General features: G+C 54.2%; 24 protein-coding genes and 1 tRNA gene. 18 read left to right on the plus strand and 7 right to left on the minus strand.

Annotation, left to right across the window (positions count from 1 at the left end; genetic code table 11):
* Positions 1–130 precede the first annotated feature (130 nt).
* A complete protein-coding gene (rraB, locus tag DFO56_RS08430; RefSeq protein ID WP_017459078.1) occupies positions 131–553 on the plus strand; it encodes a ribonuclease E inhibitor RraB in 423 nt (140 codons plus the stop codon).
* A gap of 45 nt (positions 554–598) precedes the next feature.
* Positions 599–1357: a tRNA isopentenyl-2-thiomethyl-A-37 hydroxylase MiaE gene (miaE, locus tag DFO56_RS08435; RefSeq protein WP_045513557.1), complete on the plus strand. Its 759-nt coding sequence runs from the start codon at positions 599–601 to the stop codon at positions 1355–1357.
* Between the two features lie 20 nt (positions 1358–1377).
* Here the strand turns inward: miaE and DFO56_RS08440 are convergent, their stop codons facing one another.
* Entirely contained in the window at positions 1378–1881 is a 504-nt protein-coding gene (locus DFO56_RS08440; RefSeq protein WP_045513560.1) for a GNAT family N-acetyltransferase, read from the minus strand.
* 196 nt (positions 1882–2077) lie between these two features.
* On the opposite strand from DFO56_RS08440, the gene DFO56_RS08445 reads away from it, so the two are divergent.
* Positions 2078–3280, plus strand: a complete 1203-nt coding sequence (locus tag DFO56_RS08445; protein ID WP_045513561.1) for a YjgN family protein — start codon at positions 2078–2080, stop codon at positions 3278–3280.
* Between the two features lie 93 nt (positions 3281–3373).
* Here DFO56_RS08445 and DFO56_RS08450 read toward each other — a convergent pair whose 3' ends face one another.
* The 3 genes from DFO56_RS08450 to pepA form a co-directional block, all read right to left on the minus strand.
* Entirely contained in the window at positions 3374–6229 is a 2856-nt protein-coding gene (locus tag DFO56_RS08450; protein WP_045513564.1) for a valine--tRNA ligase, read from the minus strand.
* Positions 6229–6672 carry a DNA polymerase III subunit chi gene (gene holC / locus DFO56_RS08455; RefSeq protein ID WP_020456318.1) on the minus strand — a complete coding sequence of 148 codons (444 nt, stop codon included), beginning with the start codon at positions 6670–6672 and terminating at the stop codon, positions 6229–6231. Before holC ends, DFO56_RS08450 begins: the two co-directional genes overlap by 1 nt.
* Before the next feature lie 315 nt (positions 6673–6987).
* The gene (gene pepA / locus DFO56_RS08460) at positions 6988–8499 is read right to left on the minus strand and encodes a leucyl aminopeptidase (RefSeq protein ID WP_017459072.1); all 1512 of its coding nucleotides are present in this window, start codon (positions 8497–8499) and stop codon (positions 6988–6990) included.
* A gap of 153 nt (positions 8500–8652) precedes the next feature.
* Between pepA and DFO56_RS24920 the strand changes: the two genes are divergently transcribed.
* From DFO56_RS24920 to DFO56_RS08485, 5 genes are all read left to right on the plus strand, one after another.
* Entirely contained in the window at positions 8653–8703 is a 51-nt protein-coding gene (locus tag DFO56_RS24920; RefSeq protein WP_216848985.1) for a hypothetical protein, read from the plus strand.
* A gap of 63 nt (positions 8704–8766) precedes the next feature.
* A complete protein-coding gene (lptF, locus tag DFO56_RS08470) occupies positions 8767–9867 on the plus strand; it encodes an LPS export ABC transporter permease LptF (RefSeq protein ID WP_045513567.1) in 1101 nt (366 codons plus the stop codon).
* On the plus strand, positions 9867–10949 hold the full coding sequence (gene lptG / locus DFO56_RS08475) for an LPS export ABC transporter permease LptG (RefSeq protein ID WP_045513569.1): 1083 nt from the start codon (positions 9867–9869) through the stop codon (positions 10947–10949). Before lptF ends, lptG begins: the two co-directional genes overlap by 1 nt.
* A 57-nt stretch (positions 10950–11006) precedes the next feature.
* On the plus strand, positions 11007–11489 hold the full coding sequence (locus tag DFO56_RS08480) for a hypothetical protein (protein ID WP_045513572.1): 483 nt from the start codon (positions 11007–11009) through the stop codon (positions 11487–11489).
* Positions 11490–11575: 86 nt separating this feature from the next.
* Positions 11576–13213, plus strand: a complete 1638-nt coding sequence (locus DFO56_RS08485; protein ID WP_045513575.1) for a dihydroxyacetone kinase subunit DhaK — start codon at positions 11576–11578, stop codon at positions 13211–13213.
* Between the two features lie 191 nt (positions 13214–13404).
* On the opposite strand, the gene DFO56_RS08490 is transcribed toward DFO56_RS08485, so the two are convergent.
* Complete coding sequence (locus DFO56_RS08490; protein WP_020456322.1) at positions 13405–14424, minus strand: NAD(P)-dependent alcohol dehydrogenase; 1020 nt, start codon at positions 14422–14424, stop codon at positions 13405–13407.
* Between the two features lie 238 nt (positions 14425–14662).
* On the opposite strand from DFO56_RS08490, the gene DFO56_RS08495 reads away from it, so the two are divergent.
* From DFO56_RS08495 to DFO56_RS08530, 8 genes are all read left to right on the plus strand, one after another.
* A complete protein-coding gene (locus DFO56_RS08495) occupies positions 14663–15115 on the plus strand; it encodes a lysozyme (RefSeq protein ID WP_045513577.1) in 453 nt (150 codons plus the stop codon).
* Positions 15116–15250: 135 nt separating this feature from the next.
* Entirely contained in the window at positions 15251–15886 is a 636-nt protein-coding gene (locus tag DFO56_RS08500) for a DUF2589 domain-containing protein (protein ID WP_045513580.1), read from the plus strand.
* Between the two features lie 57 nt (positions 15887–15943).
* Positions 15944–16627, plus strand: coding sequence for a DUF2589 domain-containing protein (locus DFO56_RS08505; protein WP_045513582.1), 684 nt, complete (start codon positions 15944–15946; stop codon positions 16625–16627).
* Positions 16620–17075 (plus strand): lysozyme, encoded by a 456-nt coding sequence (locus DFO56_RS08510; protein WP_020456325.1) that lies wholly within the window; start codon positions 16620–16622, stop codon positions 17073–17075. The genes DFO56_RS08505 and DFO56_RS08510 overlap by 8 nt, the downstream gene beginning before the upstream one ends.
* Positions 17076–17091: 16 nt before the next feature.
* Positions 17092–17565: a ribonuclease domain-containing protein gene (locus DFO56_RS08515; protein ID WP_045513584.1), complete on the plus strand. Its 474-nt coding sequence runs from the start codon at positions 17092–17094 to the stop codon at positions 17563–17565.
* Between the two features lie 56 nt (positions 17566–17621).
* Complete coding sequence (locus tag DFO56_RS08520) at positions 17622–18032, plus strand: hypothetical protein (RefSeq protein WP_045513587.1); 411 nt, start codon at positions 17622–17624, stop codon at positions 18030–18032.
* On the plus strand, positions 18029–18445 hold the full coding sequence (locus DFO56_RS24720) for a hypothetical protein (RefSeq protein ID WP_045513590.1): 417 nt from the start codon (positions 18029–18031) through the stop codon (positions 18443–18445). The genes DFO56_RS08520 and DFO56_RS24720 overlap by 4 nt, the downstream gene beginning before the upstream one ends.
* A 159-nt stretch (positions 18446–18604) precedes the next feature.
* Entirely contained in the window at positions 18605–19132 is a 528-nt protein-coding gene (locus tag DFO56_RS08530) for an RNase A-like domain-containing protein (protein ID WP_045513593.1), read from the plus strand.
* 96 nt (positions 19133–19228) lie between these two features.
* Here DFO56_RS08530 and DFO56_RS08535 read toward each other — a convergent pair whose 3' ends face one another.
* A complete protein-coding gene (locus DFO56_RS08535; protein WP_045513596.1) occupies positions 19229–19828 on the minus strand; it encodes a response regulator transcription factor in 600 nt (199 codons plus the stop codon).
* Between the two features lie 572 nt (positions 19829–20400).
* Between DFO56_RS08535 and DFO56_RS08545 the strand changes: the two genes are divergently transcribed.
* A tRNA-Leu gene (locus DFO56_RS08545) sits at positions 20401–20485 on the plus strand.
* A gap of 163 nt (positions 20486–20648) precedes the next feature.
* The gene (locus DFO56_RS08550; protein WP_045513603.1) at positions 20649–21902 is read left to right on the plus strand and encodes an integrase arm-type DNA-binding domain-containing protein; all 1254 of its coding nucleotides are present in this window, start codon (positions 20649–20651) and stop codon (positions 21900–21902) included.
* A 50-nt stretch (positions 21903–21952) separates the two neighbouring features.
* Here the strand turns inward: DFO56_RS08550 and DFO56_RS08555 are convergent, their stop codons facing one another.
* Positions 21953–22618: a DUF2290 domain-containing protein gene (locus DFO56_RS08555; protein ID WP_045513606.1), complete on the minus strand. Its 666-nt coding sequence runs from the start codon at positions 22616–22618 to the stop codon at positions 21953–21955.
* Positions 22619–22627 lie beyond the last annotated feature (9 nt).

Below are 22627 nucleotides of genomic sequence, written 5' to 3' on the forward strand. Positions count from 1 at the left end.
TTAAAATTCACTTTATATGTATGAATATGCATTTGCAACCCCGGAATATAAATCTTTTCGGCGAGGAGTGGAGGCAATGCCAGCGGTGTGTGACAATAAGTGTATCTGCCACATTGATGAGGAACGAGCCATGGCGAACCCGGAACACCTGGAAGAACAGCGCGAAGAGACGCGTTTGATTATTGAAGAACTGCTCGAAGACGGCAGCGATCCTGATGCGCTGTATACCATTGAGCATCACCTGTCGGCAGATGATTTCGAAACGCTGGAAAAAGCCGCTGTTGAAGCCTTTAAACTGGGCTACGAAGTAACAGAGCCGGAAGAGCTGGAACTGGACGAAGGTGAAGTGGTTATCTGCTGCGATGTGCTGAGCGAAAGCGCGCTGAACGCTGATTTGATCGACGCGCAAGTTGAGCAACTGCTTAACCTGGCTGAGAAATTCGATGTGGAATACGACGGTTGGGGAACCTACTACGAAGACCCGAACGGCGAAGAGGGTGACGATGACGACGAGGATTACGTCGACGAAGAAGATGACGGTGTGCGTCACTGAGTAAATATTGCGGCAGCGCTCGCTGCCGCAATGCAAGGAACCACAATGGATTACCCGCAAATACTCTCCCCGGTTTTAAACTTTCTGCACTGCCCGACACCGCAATCCTGGCTGGACAAAGCACGCGATCCATCAATGCTGCCGCTGCTGCTTACCGATCATATGGTGTGTGAACTGAAAGCGGCGCAAACCGCCATGCTGCTGGTGCGCCGTTATGTGGCGGATAAAAGCGGGTCGGACGCGCTACTGGCGTGGCTGAAACCGTATGAAGAATTTACCTTTCGCGAAGGGCCGGAGCCGGATTTTGTCGCGCTGCATAAGCAGATTGGCAAAAGCGTGATGCCGCAAACGGACGATGCCTGGGGCCAGGCGCTGATTGACAGCATGGTGCTGTTGATCAAAGAGGAGTTGCACCACTTCTGGCAGGTGCGGGAAGCGATGCTCGCCCGTAACATTCCCTACGTGAAAATTACCGCCAGCCGTTATGCAAAAGGGATGCTCAAAGAGGTTCGCACGCATGAACCGCTGACATTGGTCGATAAGTTAATCTGCGGCGCCTATATCGAAGCGCGCTCCTGCGAGCGTTTTGCTGCACTGGCGCCGTGGCTTGACGATGACTTGCAGAAATTTTACCTGTCGTTGCTGCGTTCAGAAGCGCGCCATTATCAGGATTACCTGGCGCTGGCGCAGCAGATTTCGACTACGGATATCAGCCCGCGCGTACGCCATTTCGGCGAAGTGGAAGCGGCGCTTATCTCCACACCGGATGCGGATTTTCGTTTTCACAGCGGCGTACCGGTGTAAAACGCCGGTACGCGTTGGCGTCACAGCGTTTTCAGCATCCGCACTTCGCAGTCTACGTGACCGGTGCAGCCGAGCGGGCCGTCGATATGCTCAAAACCAAGGTGCTCATAAAGCCCAATGGCATCGGTCAGAAATGCGGTGGTTTCCAGATAACAGCGGTTAAAGCCCTGCGTGCGGGCATGTTCCAGCGCCATCAGCGCCAGTTTCTTCGCCAGCCCTTGCCCACGCGCGCTGGGCAGGAAATACATCTTTTGCAGTTCGCAGATATCCGGCTCGCTACATTTCAGCGGCGCGACGCCGCCGCCGCCCACGACTTCGCCGTTTTGCTCCACCACCCAATAGGCGCAACCCGGTCGGTTATAAAGCTGATAGAGCTCATCCAGCTCGGGGTCGGCAACGGTGTAGCCTTTATCGGCAGTGAGACCATATTCCGCAGATACCTGGCGGATCACAGATGCGATTGCTGCGTTGTCGGCGGCAGCAATCCGGCGCATTTTTACCTCTACCGGCGCGGTCACATTCATCTCTGCACTCTGTTTTCGGGGTTATAAGCTGATCCTGCTTAATACCACTACAGGGGCGTTCTGGCAAGACCAGGAATATTGGGCGCTATTTTTTTGACCGGCAGCTATTTAGACTTAATAGTGGAGATAACCATTTCGCAATATTGTTATGGTTGACTGCCTTTTTCCTGGCTTCTTTTTTTCGATAAGGATTGTTATGACTCCCGAAACTCATGGTTCCGTGGCGGTTCCCGTGCGCCGTTTTCTCTTTCAGGGCAGCGGGAAAGGCTATTTCGTGGTTTGGCTGGTTAATATTTTACTGACCTTAATAACGCTGGGGTTATATTTGCCGTGGGCGTTAGTGCGCGCGCGTCGTTATTTTTATGAGAATACTGAACTTAGCGGTGCGCGTTTTTCTTATCACGCGACCGGGCGTTCTATTTTTGTCGGCTGGCTCTGCCTGCTGGTGCTGTATGTGATTTTCTTTATTAATGTGGCCTACCAGAACGTGCTGTTACAGCTCTGTATGATGGGGCTGTTCCTGATTTTCTTCCCGTGGTTGATTACTCAGGGCCTGCGTTATCAAATGCTGATGACAGAGATTAACGGTGTGCGTTTTAATTTCTACGCCAGTCCGTTGCGTGCCTGGTGGGTGATGATGGGATGCCCGTTGCTGGTTATTATTGCCTCGGTGGTGGTGTTCTCCCTCTTTGTGACGTCTGCATTAAGTAGCGGCTCATATGGCGCTATTTCTGTGATAATTGGTATCGGTACATTGGTATTGCTGCTGGGGATTGCCATTATGCAGGGCGTATATGTTGCGCAATGGTTTAGCATGCTGATTAATAATTTGCAGTACGGCAAACTGAAATTCTCCGCTGAAATTTCAATGAAAAAATGCATCACCATTGTGGTGCTATCGATGCTGCTGTTTGTACCGTTTATTTTGCTGGTAATGGTACTGGTTATGCCGTCACTGATGACTCTGCAAGAGAATGCCTACGCAGCAGGTGGCGATCCGGAACAATTAGCGATGATGATGGGGCCGATTTACGGCAAATTGGTGCTGAGCTATTTGATCTATATTGCCGGGGCGATTGTCTGCTTCCTTTTCGCGTTTGTGAAACTGCGCGCCTATATTTACGGGCAACTGGCGCTGGAAGGGAACATTCGTTTCTCCTCGACGGTGGCGATGGGGCGTATGTTCTGGATTTCCATTACCAATATGCTGGTGTGTGGCGTCACGCTGTTCCTGGCATGGCCGTGGGCGAAAGTGCGTATGACCCGTTATCTGCTGGAAAATACCCATGTTCATGGTGACCTGGAAGCGCTGCCGCTGGAAGACCATGGTGTGCAGCCCGCAAAAGATCCGGCGAACCTGCTGGCTCGCGGCCTGTCGTTCTACCCGGCGGTGCTGTAATTCAGGAAAATTTGCCGGATGGCGGTGACGCCTTATCTGGCCTGCAAAAAAAAAGCCGGGCAGCGATGCCCGGCTTTTTCTTATGCGCGGTGATTACAGCGCGGCGATAACCGCCTGCTGCTCAATCAGCTTCGCTTTCGCTTCCGCATAGCCATCCAGCTTCTCGCGCTCTTTGGCAATTACCGCTTCCGGCGCGCGCGCCACAAAGCCTTCGTTGCCCAGTTTGCTTTCGATGCGGCCAATTTCCTGCTCAACTTTCGCCACTTCTTTCGCCAGACGCGCCAGCTCCGCCTCTTTGTCGATAAGACCCAGCATCGGGATCAGCAGCTCTGCGCCATCGACGATTTTGGTTACCGACACCGGGCCTTTATCGTCGGCAGGCAGAATGGTAATGCTCTCCAGACGCGCCAGCGTTTGCAGGAAGCTCAGGTTGTCGTTCACACGGCGCTTCGCGTCCTCGCTCGCGCTACGCAGCAGCAGCTCCAGCGGTTTACCCGGTGCGATGTTCATTTCGGCGCGAATGTTACGTACCGCGATGATCGCCTGCTTCAGCCACTCGGTGTCTGCCAGCGCTTTCTCATCCACCTGCGCCGCGTCGTACTGCGGGAACGGCTGCAGCATGATGGTGTCGGCGGTAATGCCTTTCAGCACTTTCACGCGCTGCCAGATGGTTTCAGTGATAAACGGAATGATCGGATGCGCAAGGCGCAGCAGACCTTCCAGCACGGTGACCAGCGTGTTGCGGGTACCGCGCAGTTCCGCTTCAGCACCACCGTTCATTACCGGTTTGGTCAGCTCCAGATACCAGTCGCAGAACTGGTTCCAGGTGAACTCATACAGAATGCCTGCAGCGATATCGAAGCGGAAGTTATCCAGCGCCTCACGGTAGGCTTTGATGGTCTGGTTGAATTCCGCGAGGATCCAGCGGTCTGCCAGCGACAGCACCATCTCGCCGCCGTTGAAGCCGCAATCCTGATCTTCGGTGTTCATCAGTACAAAGCGGCTGGCGTTCCACAGCTTGTTACAGAAGTTACGGTAACCTTCCAGGCGCTTCATATCCCAGTTGATGTCACGACCGGTTGAAGCCAGCGCCGCGAGGGTGAAGCGCAGGGCGTCGGTGCCGTGCGGTTCAATGCCGTCCGGGAACTGTTTCTCGGTGCGCTTGCGGATTTTCTCCGCCAGCTGCGGCTGCATCATGTTGCCGGTGCGTTTTTCCAGCAGGTCCGCCAGCGAAATGCCGTCAACCATATCCAGCGGGTCAATGACGTTGCCCTTGGATTTGGACATCTTCTGGCCTTCGTCGTCGCGGATAAGACCGGTCATATAGACCGTTTTAAACGGCACCTGCGGCTTGCCATTTTCATCTTTGATGAAGTGCATGGTCATCATGATCATGCGCGCAATCCAGAAGAAGATGATGTCGAAGCCAGAAACCATCACGCTGGTCGGGTGGAACTGGCGCAGCGCGTCGGTGTTTTCCGGCCAGCCGAGGGTCGAGAAGGTCCACAGCGCGGAGGAGAACCAGGTATCCAGCACGTCGTTGTCCTGGCGCAGGGCAACATCGGCGGCCAGATTGTTTTCCTGGCGCACTTCCTCTTCGTTGCGGCCAACATAAACGTTGCCATCGTTGTCGTACCACGCCGGAATACGGTGGCCCCACCACAACTGGCGGGAGATACACCAGTCCTGAATGTCGCGCATCCAGGAGAAATACATGTTTTCGTACTGTTTCGGCACGAACTGGATATCGCCGTTTTCCACCGCTTCTACCGCCGGTTTCGCCAGCACATCCGCACGGACGTACCACTGGTCGGTGAGCATCGGTTCGATAACCACGCCGCCGCGATCGCCGTACGGAACGGTCAGGTCGTGCGGTTTGATCTCTTCCAGCAGGCCAAGCGCGTCCACCGCCGCGACAATCGCTTTACGCGCGGCAAAACGCTCCAGCTTCTGGAACTCCGCCGGGATATCCGCCGGGTAAACGTCGGATTCATTGCCGTTAGTGTCGTAGACCTGCGCGCTTTCACGGATATCGCCGTCAAAGGTCAGGATGTTGATCATCGGCAGCTTGTGGCGACGGCCGACTTCATAGTCGTTAAAGTCGTGCGCCGGGGTGATTTTCACGCAGCCGGTGCCTTTTTCCATGTCGGCGTGTTCGTCGCCGACAATCGGAATACGGCGGTTGACCAGCGGCAGCACCACGAATTTGCCAATCAGATCTTTGTAGCGCGGATCTTCCGGGTTCACCGCCACGCCGGTATCACCGAGCAGGGTTTCCGGACGCGTAGTGGCAACTACCAGATAATCTTTACCGTCGGCGGTTTTCGCGCCGTCAGCCAGCGGGTAGCGGATATGCCACATGGAGCCTTTCGACTCGCGGTTTTCCACTTCCAGATCGGAAATCGCCGTGCGCAGTTTCGGGTCCCAGTTCACCAGGCGTTTGCCGCGGTAAATCAGGTCTTCTTTATACAGGCGGACAAACACTTCTTTTACGGCGTTAGAAAGGCCTTCGTCCATGGTGAAGCGCTCGCGCTCCCAGTCCACGGAGTTGCCGAGACGGCGCATCTGGTTGGTGATGGTGCCGCCCGATTCCGCCTTCCACTGCCAGATTTTGTCGATAAAGGCGTCACGGCCGTAGTCGTGGCGGGTTTTACCTTCTTCCGCGGCAATTTTACGCTCCACCACCATCTGGGTCGCGATACCGGCGTGGTCGGTACCGACCTGCCACAGGGTGTTTTTGCCCTGCATGCGCTGGTAACGGATCATGGTATCCATGATGGTCTGCTGGAAGGCGTGGCCCATATGCAAACTGCCGGTGACGTTCGGCGGCGGGATCATGATGCAGAAGCTTTCCTGGCTTTCATCACCGTTCGGTTTGAAATAGCCCTGCTTTTCCCACTGCTCGTACAGCGGCTGTTCGATATCTTTGGGGTTGTATGTCTTTTCCATTATTTCCAGGTTGCCGTGTTCAGGTTGAAACCAGCCATGCGGTACGCTTTATAGCGTTCGCGCGCCAGTTGTTTCAGAGAATCTTCGTGAGGAACGAAGTCTATCACTTCTGTGAAAGCGGTGGCAAAATCTGCAAATTCCGCGCGCAGGCTGATCAAAATATCGCGCGGGCTGCTGTTGCGTTTTTGGGGCCAGGCCAGCTCCACTGGCGCACCGCCGCGAGGTCCTTCGCCTGCCAGGTTGTGCGGGACAAAGCTTTCCGCCGGGCGTGCCCACAGCGCTTCATCCAGACGAATAGCTTGTTGCTCATCGGCACAGGCGATCAGCACGCGTTTACCGTTACGCCAACGTTCTGCGGCAATTTCACACACCAGTTGTTCGACGGCGCTTAAGCCATCCTGTTGGGTATCATTGTCCAGAAGGTAGAACGTCGCATTTTTCATATATGGGGCTTTTGGTTGAGGATTTAAACGCTATTGCTGTCGGTCTTTCACGCTGCCTCTTTGTTGGCTGCGAATAGTCTGCCCATCCCCGGGCCTCGCCCTCAAGGGGCCGCTACAGGCAGCGTTCAAATCTGCTCCCGGCAGATTTGTGGCGCACCCCGGTCACATAGTTATCTATGCTGCCGGGGATTTGCTCAGTTGCCGCCGCGATGCAACGCGAAATCCATTGGGTATTGAATTCAGCATTGCTGAGGCTCCAGGCCGGATAAGGCGTAGCCGCCATCCGGCAAACACAGCTATCCGGCCTTATGAGGCTTACTCTTCGCCGTTAAACCCGGCGCGGTTCAGCAGGAACTGCGACAGCAACGCCACCGGACGACCGGTTGCGCCTTTGGCTTTACCGGAACGCCATGCAGTACCGGCAATGTCCAGGTGCGCCCAGTTATACTTACGGGCAAAGCGAGAAAGGAAGCAGCCAGCGGTGATTGCCCCGCCGGGACGGCCGCCTATGTTCGCCATATCCGCGAAGTTAGATTCCAGTTGTTCCTGATACTCATCGGCCATCGGCAAACGCCACGCGCGATCGCCCGCCTGCTCGGACGCGCCAATCAGTTCGTGCGCCAGCGGGTTGTGGTTCGACAGCAGTCCGGTGATGTGGTGGCCGAGCGCAATCACACACGCACCGGTCAATGTCGCGACATCGATTACTGCTTCCGGCTCGAAACGCTCAACGTAAGTCAGCACGTCGCACAGTACCAGACGGCCTTCGGCGTCGGTGTTCAGCACTTCTACCGTCTGGCCGGACATAGTGGTCAGCACGTCGCCCGGACGATAAGCGCGCCCGCCAGGCATGTTTTCACAGCCAGCAAGCACGCCAATTACGTTGATCGGCAGTTGCAGTTCAGCAACCATGCGCATCACGCCATACACCGCCGCGGCGCCGCACATGTCGTACTTCATCTCATCCATGCCTTCAGCAGGCTTGATGGAGATACCGCCGGAGTCAAAAGTCAGGCCTTTACCGACCAGCACGATTGGACGCGCGTCTTCCGCCGGGTTGCCTTTGTATTCAATCACCGACATCAGCGATTCGTTTTGCGAACCCTGGCCGACCGCGAGGTACGAGTGCATGCCCAGCTCGCGCATCTGCTGCTCGCCAATCACGCGGGTCACCACATTTTTGCTGTAGGTGTCAGCTAACTGGCGCGCCTGAGACGCGAGGTAGCCCGCGTTACAGATATTTGGCGGCATATTGCCGAGATCTTTCGCCGCTTTGATACCGGCGGCAATCGCCAGACCGTGCTGAATGGCGCGCTCGCCGCTGGTCAGCTCGCGGCGGGTCGGCACGTTGAACACCATTTTACGCAGCGGGCGGCGCGGCTCGCTTTTGTTGGTTTTCAGTTGGTCGAAGCTGTAAAGGGTCTCTTTCGCGGTTTCAACGGCCTGGCGTACTTTCCAGTAAGTATTCCGCCCTTTTACATGCAGTTCGGTCAGGAAGCAGACGGCTTCCATTGAGCCGGTATCATTCAGCGTGTTAATGGTTTTTTGAATCACCTGCTTATACTGGCGCTCGTCCAGTTCACGCTCTTTACCACAGCCAATCAGCAAAATACGTTCGGAGAGGACATTCGGTACGTGGTGCAGCAACAACGTCTGCCCCGGCTTGCCTTCCAGTTCCCCGCGACGCAGCAGCGCACTGATGTAGCCGTCACTGATTTTATCGAGTTGCTCGGCGATCGGAGAGAGCCGGCGCGGTTCAAAGACGCCCACAACGATGCAGGCACTCCGCTGTTTCTCCGGGCTACCGCTTTTTACACTGAACTCCATGCACTACGCTCCTGAATCTTAAAGACAACGGCGGCGGCTACGGATAGAATTGCAAGCTTTCGTAACTCGTGTCCGCTGTTGCGGTGACTTCGTGTTAATCTTAATGTTACTTCGGTTTCGGCACGTCAAAATCGGGTCTTACGCGCGTATCCGCTGAGTATATTAATCTTAGCGATCATTTCGACGACTCAAGAGAATAAATGACGTTTAAGCCATGAAACAAGCTATTTTCCAGCAAAAACACTGGTTTTTACGGGCGTATTTAAAGTGATAATCATAAGATATCTGGTACGGGAGACGCTAAAAAGCCAGCTTGCGATCCTATTCATCCTGCTTCTGATTTTCTTTTGTCAGAAACTGGTCAGGATTTTAGGCGCAGCCGCTGATGGCGAAATCCCGACGAACCTCGTGCTCTCACTGCTGGGGCTGGGCGTGCCGGAAATGGCGCAGCTTATCCTGCCGTTGAGTCTGTTCCTCGGTCTGTTGATGACGCTGGGCAAACTTTATACCGAAAGTGAAATCACCGTGATGCACGCCTGCGGCCTGAGCCGCGCGGTATTGGTGAAAGCGGCGATGATCCTCGCGTTATTCACCGGCATTGTCGCTGCGGTCAACGTTATGTGGGCGGGCCCGTGGTCTTCCCGCCATCAGGATCAGGTGCTTGCCGACGCGAAAGCGAACCCCGGCATGGCGGCGCTGGCACAAGGGCAATTCCAGCAGGCGACGGATGGCAATTCGGTGCTGTTTATCGAAGGCGTTGAGGGCAAAAACTTCAAGAATGTCTTCCTGGCGCAGATTCGTACTAAAGGTTCCGCCCGTCCATCAGTCGTCGTGGCGGATTCCGGCCATCTCTCGCAGCACAAAGATGGCTCTCAGGTGGTGACGCTCAATACCGGTACCCGTTTTGAAGGCACCGCCATGCTGCGCGATTTCCGCATCACTGATTTCCAGAACTATCAGGCGATTATTGGTCACCAGGCGGTGGCGCTCGATCCGTCAGATACCGAGCAGATGGACATGCGCACGCTATTCAAAACCGATACGCCGCGCGCGCGCGCCGAACTGCACTGGCGCTTAACGCTGGTGTTTACGGTCGTTATGATGGCGCTGATGGTAGTGCCGCTGAGCGTGGTCAACCCGCGTCAGGGCCGCGTACTGTCGATGCTCCCCGCCATGCTGCTTTATCTGGTCTTCTTCCTGCTGCAAACCACGCTGCGCTCGAACGGTGCGAAAGGCAAACTCGATCCGTTGGTGTGGATGTGGCTGGTAAACCTGGTCTATTTAGCGCTGGCTGTGGTGCTGAACTTGTGGGATACGGTGCCAATGCGCCGGGTTCGCGCCCGTTTTACGCGTAAAGGAGCGCTATAATGCAGGCTTTTGGCGTACTTGACCGCTATATCGGTAAAACCATTTTCACCACCATCATGATGACGCTGTTCATGCTGGTGTCGCTCTCCGGCATTATCAAGTTTGTCGATCAGCTGAAAAAAGCAGGCCAGGGGAGCTATGACGCGCTGGGCGCCGGGATGTACACCATTCTCAGCATCCCGAAAGATATTCAGATCTTCTTCCCGATGGCGGCGTTGCTTGGCGCGCTGTTAGGGCTGGGCATGCTGGCGCAGCGTAGTGAGCTGGTGGTCATGCAGGCTTCCGGCTACACCCGCATGCAGGTGGCGCTGTCGGTAATGAAAACCGCTATTCCGCTGGTGCTGCTGACCATGGCGATTGGCGAGTGGGTCGCGCCGCAGGGTGAGCAAATGGCGCGTAACCAGCGTGCGCAGTCGATGTATGGCGGCTCGCTGCTCTCCACGCAGTCAGGTTTGTGGGCGAAAGATGATAATAACTTTATCTATATTGAGCGTGTAAAAGGCGACGATGAACTCGGCGGCGTGAGCATTTATGCCTTCAATAAAGAGCGTCGTTTGCAGTCGGTGCGTTATGCCGCGTCGGCGAAGTTCGATCCGCAGGAGAAACTCTGGCGGCTGTCGCAGGTTGATGAATCTAACCTGACGGACCCGAAACAAGTTACCGGTGCGCAAACCGTGAGTGGCACCTGGAAAACGAACCTGACGCCGGACAAACTTGGCGTGGTGGCGCTGGATCCGGACGCGCTCTCGATCAGCGGTTTGCACAACTACGTGAAGTACCTCAAATCGAGTGGCCAGGATTCCGGGCGCTACCAGCTCAATATGTGGAGCAAAATCTTCCAGCCGCTGTCCGTGGCGGTGATGATGCTGATGGCGCTGTCGTTTATCTTCGGGCCGCTGCGTAGTGTGGCGATGGGCGTACGCGTTGTCACCGGTATCAGTTTCGGCTTTGTCTTCTACGTGCTGGATCAGATTTTCGGCCCGTTGACGCTGGTGTACGGCATCCCGCCAGTCGTCGGCGCGCTGTTGCCGAGCGCCAGCTTTTTCCTCATTAGCCTGTGGCTGATGACGCGAAAAAGCTAGTTGATACCTGAAAAGAGAGGCTAAGGCCTCTCTTCTTTTTTCTGCAAGGAGCACCGCATGTTGATACGCGCAGCAACGCATCTTTCAGCCATGATCGTCTCTTGTTTGTTGAGTGCGCTGGTTACCATAGCAATGCTTGGCGCGCAATGGGCGCTTTCCATGCTCAGCGATAGTGCGGTGCTGGTACTTGAACTGCTGGTGGCCATTATTGCGCTGAGCCTGGTACGCTGGCTGATCCAGCGAGCGGATGCGCTGGCGCAGCAGGTTGGCACCGTGCGACGCGGTTCGCCGCAAGAGTCGCAGGCAGACCGGGTGCTCGCCCGTTTTAGCGCGGCGGAAAACACGCTGAGCAGTCTGTGGGTCGTTTTTTCACTTCCGGCCATCGCCGGGTTCTTTCTGCTGGATTCGCATATTGCCAGGTATCTGCACGCTGCGTTGCTGGTACTGGCGATTATCGGCGCGATTGTGCTGGGCAACCGTCTCGACACGCTGCGCAACCTGCGCGGTTACGCGGTGGATTTTGGTCGCAAAGCACCGTAAAACCCATTCAGTAAAATCTGTTCTTTACCCCGTCCCGCACCGCGCGGGCTATGCTTGAGGAACGATTCACAACTTTTTGGAATATTATGTCCAGATTCTTTTTCAATGACCGCAAACAGCTGGTCAATGATGCCATTGAAGGTTTGGTAATTTCTGCACCACACGGCAACCTCGTTCGACTTGATATCGATCCCGCTATTCGTATTGTGGCCCGCGCCGACTGGGATAAAAGCCGCGTCGCGGTGATTTCCGGCGGTGGTTCCGGGCATGAACCGGCGCATGCCGGTTTTGTCGGCAAAGGGATGCTCACCGCCGCCGTCTGTGGTGATGTCTTCGCTTCGCCAAGCGTGGATGCGGTGCTGAACGCGATTGTGGCAGTCACCGGCGATCGCGGCTGTCTGCTGATCGTGAAGAACTACACCGGCGACCGGCTGAACTTCGGCCTCGCGGCAGAGAAAGCCAAGCGCTACGGCCTGAAGGTGGAAATGGTGATTGTCGCAGACGACATCGCCCTGCCGGACAACAAGCAGCCGCGCGGCATCGCTGGTACAGCTCTGGTGCATAAGATTGCGGGTCATGCTGCGGAACATGGTAAGTCGCTGAGCGAAGTGCGCGATATCGCCCAGCAGGCCTGCGACAATGTTTTCAGCCTCGGGCTGGCGATGGAGACCTGCAACCTGCCGGGCGGCGATAGTGAAGAGGGGCGCATTCAGCACGGGAAAGTCGAGCTGGGGCTGGGGATCCACGGCGAACCTGGCGCGACCACTGTTGATACGCACAACAGCAAGGAGCTTATCGATACGCTGGTTAAACCGCTAAAAGCGGCGGTAGGTGATGATCGGGTGGCGGTGCTGATTAACAACCTCGGCGGCGTCTCGGCGCTGGAAATGGCGCTGCTGACTAAAGAACTGGCGCACTCAGCCTTTAAAGAGCAAATCGCCTATCTGATTGGCCCCGCGCCGCTGGTCAGTTCACTGGATATGAAAGGGTTTTCGCTATCCGTCTTGCGCCTGAATGCCACTTTCGAGCGGGCGATTTGCGCCGATGTGCAGACCGTAGGCTGGCAGAAACCGGTGCCGTTCGCGCCGATGAAAACCCAGCCACACAGTGCGGTGTATGACGGACTGGAGATTGAACCATCCGACAACCCGCAGGTGAAAGCGCTGGTCAGTACGGCGGTGAATACATTGATTGGCCTGGAAAATCGGCTTAACGCGCTGGATGCGAAAGTGGGCGATGGCGATACTGGTTCCACCTTTGCTGAAGGGGCGCGGGAAATCAAACAGTTGCTGGAGCAGAATGCCCTGCCGTTGAACAACACCTCGCAACTGCTGCAACTGGTTGGCGAGCGGCTGGCGACAGTGATGGGCGGTTCCAGCGGCGTGCTGATGTCGATTTTCTTCACCGCCGCAGGTCAGGCCGTACACAACGGTACGCCGTTGCCGGCAGCGTTACTGCTGGGGCTGAAGCAGATGAAACATTACGGCGGTGCGGATCTCGGCGATCGGACACTGATCGACGCGCTGCAACCGGCGCTTGAAGCGCTACGCGATAGCGGGCTGGATGCCGCGGTCGCTGCGGCTAAAACTGGTGCGGACAGCACGGCGACAATGCAAAAAGCGGGTGCCGGGCGCTCATCGTATGTGAACAGCGAAAATCTCGACGGGGTAACCGATCCGGGTGCTGTCGCGATTGCGGAAGTGTTTGCTGCTATTAGCAGGTAAAACCTGCCTTGCTGGAAAGCGGCTTTGATTTCGCTTTTGAAGGGTATCCCGAAAACCGTAAAAGAACCGCCAGCCAGGCCAGTCAGAAGTCAAACCAAAGACATTAAGGTAGCCCAAATTCTGGCACTGGTCGCGTTAACGAGACGGGTTAGCGCAATCAAAAAGCCCGGCAATAGCCGGGCTTTTTCACATCAGAAATCCGCTTTTAACACCACGCGGTAACGGGCTTTGCCGTCGCGCACGTGCTGCAACGCTTCGTTAATCTGCGACATCGGGAACATCTCCGTCGTCGGTGCCACTTTCGCGCGTCCGGCGAATTTCATCAGCTTACGCAGTTCATACGGTGTGCCGGTTGCGGAGCCGGAAACGCTGCGATCGCCTGCGATCAGCGTAAAGGCCGGGACTTCGAGCGGCTTCAGCACCGCGCCAACGGTGTGAAAATGCCCGCCGTGGGTGAGTGCCTCAAAGTAGGGCTGCCAGTTCAGATCAACGTTTACCGTGTTGATGATCAGATCGTACTGACCCGCCAGCGCTTTCAGTGCATCCGCATCGCGGCTGTTCACCACGTAATCGGCCCCCATAATGCGTACTTCTGCCTCTTTCGCCGGGTTCGAGCTAAACGCCGTTACTTCGCAGCCCATCGCGTGCAGCAGTTTAATAGCGATATGGCCCAGCCCGCCGATACCGATCACGCCAACGCGGCTGGTGGCGGTGATGTTGTGCATCAGCAGCGGTTTAAACACGGTAATGCCGCCACATAACAGCGGGCCGGCGGTTTCGATATCAATGCTGTCCGGCAGCGGGATAACCCATTGCCAGTCGGCGCGCAGTTTATCGGCAAAACCACCGCGGTTGAGAATGGTTGGCACCGCGCCTTCCTGGCAGTTGATCTGATTGCCATCAATACAGGCATCACAGTGCCCACAACTGCGCGCCGTCCAGCCGATGCCCACGCGTTGTCCGATTTTCAGACCTTTATTTTGTGCCGCGCTGCCCAGATCCACCACGCGGCCAATTACTTCATGCCCGGCGACCAGCGGATACTGGGAGAAGCCCCATTCGTTATCGATCATCGAGAGATCCGAATGGCAGATCCCGCAGTAATCCACCTGCACTTCCACATCTTCCGCCGCCAGTGGGCCAGCGTCATACTCCTGCAGCTCCAGGGCGGCGCCAGCCTGCGGTGCGGCGTAACTTTTAATGATGCTCATCACGGATTCCTTTGATTTAGAGGGAGACGCATGAAGTGTAGGGCATTGGCAGGCTCTGCGGCAGCTTGCGGGTGTACATACCGCCCGTTTCGTTAATGTATGGCGGTATATGGCACGCCGCAGGCCGCTATTTTCGGATTTTCCATACGGCTATTTTGGCGTGGCGACTTTGCAACACGATGTGTCCGAACCATCCTCAAAAGGTGCTGTACCCACCCACAAACCCGGAGCAACCACCATGGCGAATCAACCGCAAAGTACAGGCGCTGGCGGCCTGGCGCTAATTAAATCTTTTGAAGGGCTTAGGCTGGAAAAATACAAAGATGCCGTGGGTAAGTGGACCATTGGCTACGGACATTTGATCTTACCGAATGAAAACTTCTCCCACCCGATTACCGAAGCCGAGGCCGAAGCGCTCCTGCGTACCGATCTGCTGATGACCGAGCGCGGGGTACACAAAGCCGTGACGGTGGATCTCAATCAGAACCAGTTTGATGCGCTGGTGGCATTTACCTTTAACCTTGGCGCAGGCAATTTGCAGAGCTCGACGCTGCTTAAACTGCTCAACCAGGGGGAGTACGCGCAGGCGGCAGACCAGTTTCTGCGCTGGAACAAAGCGGGCGGTAAAGTGCTGGCCGGGCTGACAAGGCGGCGTGAAGCCGAGCGCGCGCTGTTTTTAAAACCTGTTTAACCGGGCACGTGTCTTAGGCCATTTTCCCCGTTTTTTACCGCCATCCAGCCAATATTTTCAGCCTCTTCGCTCTATTACTGTGGGTTTGCGGATTCGCAACGCGATGTTTTCGTATAACCCACAGGAGTATGCATTATGGATTCACAATTTATTGGATCGGTCATTAATGCACTGCCGCTGGAGCACATGATTGGCGGCCCACTGCAGGCAATGATCAAAGCGCAGGTGCAGGCGAGTAAAGCGTACGCCGACTTCCTGCTCTCGGTGTGTATCAAGGACGGTAAGGCGGAGTCGGTGCAGTTTGACTACGACGAAACCGTGGTGGATGACAAGGGCGTTATCCAGGGCGTGGTGAAAAAGACCATGCGCATCCCGCTGCTGGCGGCCATTTCCCACCCTAACATCAGCATCGAAGAGGGCACCATCGACTTCGAGCTGGAAGTCTCCCAGAGCGAAGCCAGCAGCAGCCAGACCGAAGCGGAAGCCTCGCTGGAAGCGTCTGTTGGCTGGGGGCCGTTCAGCGTGAAAATCACCGGTCGCGTCTCGCACAAAGCCCAGCAAACCCGCTCCAGCGATACCCGCGCGAAGTACAGCATCCATACCCAGGTTAAACGTCAGCCACCGCCGGAAGCTCTGATGCGCGTGATTGATTTCCTGACGGATGCCGCAACACGCCCGGCTATCCTGCCGTCAGAGGCGAAAAAGCTGGAATCGAAACAGCTTGATGCCTACCCCGAAACGCCTGCCACAGCGGAAAAAGCGCCGGCGTAATTTTCGCTATCTCCACCCTGAGGCTGCCTGGCAGCCTCATTTCTCACGGAGCGCACTATGTCAATGAAAGACTGGCTTCGCGGCAACCGTGGCGCGGCACCGAAGGTGGATTCCCCCGCGCCGCAGCCTGCGCCGGAGGAGGGGGCCGGGCTGCCACCTGCCGATCCGCCACCCGACGATATCGCCGGATTACCGCCTGCCGATCCACCGCAGGATCCGCCCCCCTCTCCGGGCGACGGTACGCCACCTTCTGCTTCGGGTGTGACGCTGGCCGATATCACCCGCGGCATGCAGCATGCGGCCTCGGCGGCAAACCAGCTTATTGCGCACCAGTACATGCAGGCGCTGGATCCTTTTTTTGAACACAGCGACGACGGGCGGCTGGTGCCGAAGATCATCGAAATGGCACTTGATGATCGCCACCACTTTGAGTTGCCGCTGGTAGCGCTCGCGACGCCGCGCGGGCTGATGCTCGAGAAAATGAAAGTGTTTCTTACCGTGCGTACCGACGCGGTGGAACAGCAGAGCGCAATGTCCGGCACGCCTGACGACGCGGTCAGCCGTTTTCACGTCAGCATGTCGCCACCGAGCCATGGAAGCAGCGGGCGCGACAGCGGGCATGTGGATATCGAAATGCAGTTCACCGTGCTGGAGCCGCCGGAGAGCGTGCTGCGGCTTATCGAAGAGTACACCCGACAAGTTCTTCCTCAAGTAACCGACAGGAGCGATGACAATGGCTAATCAACCCCTGAGCACCGGCGCTGCCGGGCTGACGCTGATTAAATCTTTCGAAGGGCTAAGCCTTGAGAAGTACCGCGACGCGGTAGGCAAATGGACCATCGGCTACGGGCATTTGATTTTGCCCAATGAAAACTTCCCCCAGGCGCTGAGCAAAGTGGAGGCGGAAGATCTGTTGCGCGCCGATCTCGGGATGACCGAACGCGGCATCCACAAGTATGTGACGGTGGATCTTAACCAGAACCAGTTCGACGCGCTGGTCGCCTTCGCCTTTAACGTCGGGCTTGGCAACCTGCAGAACTCAACGCTGCTGCGCCTGCTCAACCAGGGCCAGTATCAGGAGGCGGCCGATCAACTGCCGCGCTGGAACAAAGCTGGCGGCAAGATTCTGGCGGGGCTGACGCGCCGACGTGACGCCGAACGCGCGCTGTTTCTGGCACCGATTAACTGAGCCCAGGAGTGAAGAGATGAAACGATATCTCCCGATAGTCACCTTTGTCGGTCTGCTGCTAACGCAGCCCGCGTGGGCAGAATTGCCGCAGTGCAGCGCGGTGGTGCAGGCGGCTAATCAAGAGCTAGCAAAACTGAATAAGAAAACCGTTCAGGATGACAAAAAACTGACGGCTCTGCTCAAAACCCTGAACCGCGATGACGTGCTGCCAGCCGATTACGTCACGCGCGATCAGGCCATCAAACTGGGCTGGAGCGGCAAGGCGGAGGACTCGCTATGGAGCGTGTGGGCGCTGAACAAGAAGCAGTTGGGCGGCGACCCGTGGAGCGGTAAACCGCTACCGGGCAAAGGCAAGTGGTACAGCGCGGATATCGATAGCGTACGCGGTCTGCGCAGTAACAAGCACCTGATTTACAGCCCGGAAAGCGCGACGCGTTATCTCACTACAGATAACGACGCCACAACCGTCACGCTTCCTCCTTGCCAGTAGTCGCTATTGCGGCCTCATCCCATTCGTTGAGGCCGCCTGTTCAGGAGGGAAATACGATGGCCGCAGATGGGCTGCAATTGCTAAGCCAGGGGCTGGCCGCGCTCGCCGGATTGTTCGGCGGGCTGAGCGTGTCGTTTTTCTGGCAGCCGAAAAAACTGCATCAACACGGGCGCCTGGCCGCCGGGATCATCATTGGCGCGATTAGCGTGAGCACCACTTTCACGCTCGGCGGGTTTATTGCCCGCTGGCTGGGGATGAACTTTAAAGACAGCGATATCGCCATGGGGATCGGCTATTTTGTGGGCGCGATAAGCGTCGGCATGATTGCCTGGCTGGCCAACTTCTTTAACCGCCGCGAAGGACATGACATTTTACAGGTGGCCGGTGAGTTAAAACGCGCAGCTCGCGGCGTGAAAGCCGCACCGCGTCGCCGTGCGCCACGACGCAAACCAGGGGAACCATCATGACGCTTAAACTCCTTTTTTGGGCCATCACGCTGGTGGATGTGGCGATTGCCGCGATCATTTTTATTAGTGCCCTTAGCAGCCGTATGCTTGATATTCCACTGTGGTATCGCATTGGGCTTTTAATTACGGCGTTCGGTTTTACCGTGCAGGGCTGTTTGAATTTACCCTACCTGTTGTTTAACGTGATATTAATGGCTCAGGAGTTACCTTTCTGGATCTTAAAAGATGTTGGTATTGGGATAATCTCAATCTATTATTTTTGGCACACCATGCACAAAGATGATAAATCCAGCAAAGCACCGATACGTAAAAAAACGGCGGGAGTGAAAAAGACGCCGGTCGCTAAAAAAGTCCCTGTTGCTAAAAAAACACCAACCCCACGCGCACCACGTAAGAAGACACCCATTCAATAATTAACGCGGAGTAGTAAATTTGTTTTGCTGCTCCGTGAAGTGGCCCAGGCCATTTATCTCGTCTGTACTGGTCATCTGGCAAATGTTCAGTAATTCACTGCGGCGCTAATTTAATCCTGCGAATTCGCGCTTCCTTTATTTCACTCGCAGGAGATGATTATGTCTGTAAATACTGTTTTTTCACGTAAGGTTAAAACGCGCAGCATTATTTCTGTGGCTGCGGTATCACTATTTTGCTTTTCAACAGCGGCGATGGCAGTTAATGTTGGTCCGGCCTGTAACCTGCCCGGTGCGGGCCTGACTGCCGCGCAATGGGCGCAGAATCAGGATAACGCCGGCGGGCATATGACGACGTGCCATGTCGGTAAAGCCGACGCATGGCTGCAGCAGCGCACTGTTGCCAACCAACCGGGATGCCCGCAAACGAATACCGCTTCGACATGGACGGATGCGAATGTGGCGTGGAATTCGATCGGTAACACCATTCAGGCGTTCTGTGCTGGCGCGGCCAATCATACCGCTGCGGTTAATTTCACCATTGCGCTGGGCGGAGATGGCACTGCGAACGTGGGCAGAGCGTATGGCAATGGTGCTTTTTATAATATCGCCAACGATCGCCACGCGTTTATCCGCTTAGTGAATAACGGTGGACAGTGGCGCGTACAAACAAGTTATCCAAGAAATTAAGTTAAACGACAGGAGCATTATGCCCACGCATAATGCTCCTTTTACGCTCAGGAAAACGAAAATAAGCTAACGTGAATCAAATAACGATAATCAGGACTACTCTTCCGAATACATCATCGCGGCCTGAGTGCGGTTATTCACATTCAGACGGCGGAAAATCGATTCCAGATGCGCTTTCACCGTGCCCGCGCTGATATTTAAATGGCGGCTAATTTGTTTATTTGACTCCCCGGCGGCCAGTAGTTTCAGGATTTCACGCTGGCGTTCACTCAGGCGGGCAAGCGCGCTCTGCCCGTTGTCCAGTAACGTAATGCTCTCCTGTGGCAGACAAAACATGCCAAGCGACGCGGTACGGAGCGTTTGCGCGATGGTTTCCGGGGGAGAATCACGCCTTATAAACGCCATGGCATGATGATTTAAAAAAAGCCGTAATAATGTCGGCTGACATTTATTCATCAGCATCACTACGGGGATATTCGGATGACGACAAGCTAAAATATCCAGCAATTCGAGGCTTGAGGTTTTATTACCATCACCATCGAGCAGAATTAACGATGCCGGAAATTCATTAAGCGTATCATCAATATCTTTTTGATTATTCAGCCCACGAACTTTTACCTCCGGAATATATTGCGATAGTACTGATGCCATTCCTTCAATAAATATTGACTGCTTGTCAATCATGAGTACATGCATACATTATCTCCACGTAATAGCGTTCGCCATTGAGACTGGTAATCATCAAAGTATTCAATGAAATGCAAAAAAAGAAACAGGCTAATTGTCATAGGTCTTTTAACCGATATGACGGTTTAAACATTATTGGATGGTTTAAAGTGATGAAGAAAATATTATATATGAAGAATGGTCGCATTGCTATTTTACGGATTGTTAGCAGGCTTTGTTTTTACAAATATCGGCAGAGTGGCGCGAACGTTTATTTCGCTAGTCGGGTTATTTGCGAGACTGGCAGAAGAAGGGAGAAGGGAAGGTTGAAGTGCTGGCGGATTGTGATGTTGGAAGGGCAGGGGCTGATGTGGAATGTTCAACGATGGGTGCTGGAAGGATGAACGTTATGGATCGAAGGGGGCAGCGGGTAAGGGATTAAGAGGATAAAAGGGGGTTAAGGAGGAAAGGATTTATAAAGAGAGAGGTGATAGCTTGTAGAACGTTGATTTTTTCAGCACTTAGCGGCGTATGACAACATCGTGACTTGCATAGCCGCCCGCGGCAGGTATAATCCAACACGTTTCCGCATCCCCTTCAGTGCCGAAGTGGCGAAATCGGTAGACGCAGTTGATTCAAAATCAACCGTAGAAATACGTGCCGGTTCGAGTCCGGCCTTCGGCACCATTAGTACTTCCAAGACCATCCGAGAAAGTCCAATTTTCCCTTAAAAATCAACGCTTGCAGCGATTTTTACTTCCTGATTCGTCCGAGGTTGTCCGTTGAAATCCGGATGTCATTGGGGGCATAATTGGGGGCATCTCAACTTCGATTAGAAATGTGCCCCCAAATGAAGCTCAACGCCAGACAGGTCGAGACCGCAAAGCCAAAAGACAAAACCTATAAAATGGCCGATGGCGGCGGTTTGTATCTTGAAGTTTCGGCCAAGGGTTCTAAATACTGGCGCATGAAATATAGACGCCCCTCTGACAAAAAAGAGGATCGTCTTGCTTTTGGTGTTTGGCCTACTGTTACGCTTGCTCAGGCTAGAGCAAAGCGTGACGAAGCTAAAAAGTTGTTAGTACAGGGCATCGACCCAAAAGCTGAACAGAAGGAAGCCCAGGCCGAAAACGCTGGGGCATATACTTTTCAAACCATCGCCCTCGAATGGCATGCGAGCAATAAGCGCTGGAGCGAAGACCATCGATCGCGCGTTCTTCGTTACCTTGAACTGTATATCTTTCCTTATATTGGCTCGTCTGATATTCGGCAGCTTAAAACAAGCCACCTGCTAGCCCCGATCAAGAAAGTTGATGCCAGCGGTAAGCATGATGTCGCGCAGCGCCTGCAACAACGTGTCACGGCCATTATGCGTTATGCCGTACAGAATGATTACATCGACTCAAACCCGGCCAGTGATATGGCGGGAGCTTTATCGACAACCAAAGCGCGGCACTATCCCGCTTTACCCTCAAGCCGTTTCCCTGAGTTTCTTGGTCGTATTGCTGCATATCGGGGTCGTGCAATGACACGGATTGCGGTTGAGTTATCGTTGCTGACCTTTGTTCGTTCAAGTGAGCTGCGTTTTGCTCGGTGGGATGAGTTCGACTTTGAAAAAGCAATATGGCGCATACCGGCAAAGCGGGAAGAAATTAAAGGCGTGCGATACTCGTACCGTGGCATGAAGATGAAAGAGGAGCATATTGTTCCTCTAAGCCGGCAGGCTATGGGATTGCTAAAGCAGCTCAGGCAAATCAGCGGTGATAAAGCGCTGCTATTTCCGGGGGATCACGACGCAACGAAGGTCATGAGTGAAAACACGGTAAACAGCGCTTTGCGTGCCATGGGATATGACACGAAAACCGAGGTGTGCGGCCATGGGTTTCGTACGATGGCGCGTGGTGCTTTAGGGGAGTCAGGGTTATGGAGCGATGATGCTATTGAACGGCAATTAAGCCATTCAGAGCGCAATAATGTTCGTGCAGCTTACATTCACACATCAGAGCATTTAGACGAGCGTAGGTTAATGGTGCAATGGTGGGCAGATTACCTCGATGCTAACTTATATACAAAGATTACCCCATTCGAATTCGCTAAAAAATGATAATGAGTGAGATAGCCATATATTTTGACTATCTCATAATAAGGGAGTATTTATCTTACACGAATATGAATTCGATCTTTTTCAAGAGCAGTAGCAGTTTCTTGGAATCTTTTAAATTTTAAATTTATTTTATCAGAAAAATTTAGTAATGCAGTGTTGTAAAAGCTACGAAGAATAAACTCGATGAAAAGCGATGGTGTTATTGGTGAGCATACAGGGATTCTGCAATTTTCGTACTGGCCAAGTGTTAAATGACTTTTGGGATGAACCAAATCTTCAAATGTACCAGGTGTACAGTCATAATCAAACCTAACAGCTACAGGAATAACTCTTTTATCAAGGATTTCGACATAAACACAGTCATCCATATATAACTCACTTTCACTTTGAAATGACTCGAAGTCTGGGGAAGGAAAGTAAGCAAGTTTATGTTTTAAAATGGCATCATTTTTAAATATGTATATCATTTGGATGATGCCACCATCCGCTAAAATAAAGTTATAGAATTTAGCATGTTCAAGTGCAGCATAGAGATCCTTATAAGGTACTTTCTTCAATGCAATGGCCAAATCAGATACGCCAGATATCCCTATTTGTGATATGCCGCCCCCGAATCTTTCGATATTAGGATAGTTTTCTTTATTGCTAAGTCCTACCGAAATAACTTTCTCTGTTACATCAAGTATCTCAGCATGGATCTCTCTTAAAGTAAGCATATATCACCC

This window comes from Kosakonia sp. AG348 (assembly GCF_003337365.1).
GTDB lineage: Bacteria > Pseudomonadota > Gammaproteobacteria > Enterobacterales > Enterobacteriaceae > Kosakonia.

Excerpts from the sequence above, each read along its gene's own strand:
- rraB (WP_017459078.1), top strand. The coding sequence starts at position 131 with ATGGCGAACCCGGAACACCTGGAAGAACAGCGCGAAGAGACGCGTTTG.
- miaE (WP_045513557.1), top strand. The coding sequence starts at position 599 with ATGGATTACCCGCAAATACTCTCCCCGGTTTTAAACTTTCTGCACTGC.
- DFO56_RS08440 (WP_045513560.1), bottom strand. The coding sequence starts at position 1,881 with ATGAATGTGACCGCGCCGGTAGAGGTAAAAATGCGCCGGATTGCTGCC.
- DFO56_RS08445 (WP_045513561.1), top strand. The coding sequence starts at position 2,078 with ATGACTCCCGAAACTCATGGTTCCGTGGCGGTTCCCGTGCGCCGTTTT.
- DFO56_RS08450 (WP_045513564.1), bottom strand. The coding sequence starts at position 6,229 with ATGGAAAAGACATACAACCCCAAAGATATCGAACAGCCGCTGTACGAG.
- holC (WP_020456318.1), bottom strand. The coding sequence starts at position 6,672 with ATGAAAAATGCGACGTTCTACCTTCTGGACAATGATACCCAACAGGAT.
- pepA (WP_017459072.1), bottom strand. The coding sequence starts at position 8,499 with ATGGAGTTCAGTGTAAAAAGCGGTAGCCCGGAGAAACAGCGGAGTGCC.
- lptG (WP_045513569.1), top strand. The coding sequence starts at position 9,867 with ATGCAGGCTTTTGGCGTACTTGACCGCTATATCGGTAAAACCATTTTC.
- DFO56_RS08480 (WP_045513572.1), top strand. The coding sequence starts at position 11,007 with ATGTTGATACGCGCAGCAACGCATCTTTCAGCCATGATCGTCTCTTGT.
- DFO56_RS08485 (WP_045513575.1), top strand. The coding sequence starts at position 11,576 with ATGTCCAGATTCTTTTTCAATGACCGCAAACAGCTGGTCAATGATGCC.
- DFO56_RS08490 (WP_020456322.1), bottom strand. The coding sequence starts at position 14,424 with ATGAGCATCATTAAAAGTTACGCCGCACCGCAGGCTGGCGCCGCCCTG.
- DFO56_RS08495 (WP_045513577.1), top strand. The coding sequence starts at position 14,663 with ATGGCGAATCAACCGCAAAGTACAGGCGCTGGCGGCCTGGCGCTAATT.
- DFO56_RS08500 (WP_045513580.1), top strand. The coding sequence starts at position 15,251 with ATGGATTCACAATTTATTGGATCGGTCATTAATGCACTGCCGCTGGAG.
- DFO56_RS08505 (WP_045513582.1), top strand. The coding sequence starts at position 15,944 with ATGTCAATGAAAGACTGGCTTCGCGGCAACCGTGGCGCGGCACCGAAG.
- DFO56_RS08510 (WP_020456325.1), top strand. The coding sequence starts at position 16,620 with ATGGCTAATCAACCCCTGAGCACCGGCGCTGCCGGGCTGACGCTGATT.
- DFO56_RS08515 (WP_045513584.1), top strand. The coding sequence starts at position 17,092 with ATGAAACGATATCTCCCGATAGTCACCTTTGTCGGTCTGCTGCTAACG.
- DFO56_RS08520 (WP_045513587.1), top strand. The coding sequence starts at position 17,622 with ATGGCCGCAGATGGGCTGCAATTGCTAAGCCAGGGGCTGGCCGCGCTC.
- DFO56_RS24720 (WP_045513590.1), top strand. The coding sequence starts at position 18,029 with ATGACGCTTAAACTCCTTTTTTGGGCCATCACGCTGGTGGATGTGGCG.
- DFO56_RS08530 (WP_045513593.1), top strand. The coding sequence starts at position 18,605 with ATGTCTGTAAATACTGTTTTTTCACGTAAGGTTAAAACGCGCAGCATT.
- DFO56_RS08535 (WP_045513596.1), bottom strand. The coding sequence starts at position 19,828 with ATGCATGTACTCATGATTGACAAGCAGTCAATATTTATTGAAGGAATG.
- DFO56_RS08550 (WP_045513603.1), top strand. The coding sequence starts at position 20,649 with ATGAAGCTCAACGCCAGACAGGTCGAGACCGCAAAGCCAAAAGACAAA.
- DFO56_RS08555 (WP_045513606.1), bottom strand. The coding sequence starts at position 22,618 with ATGCTTACTTTAAGAGAGATCCATGCTGAGATACTTGATGTAACAGAG.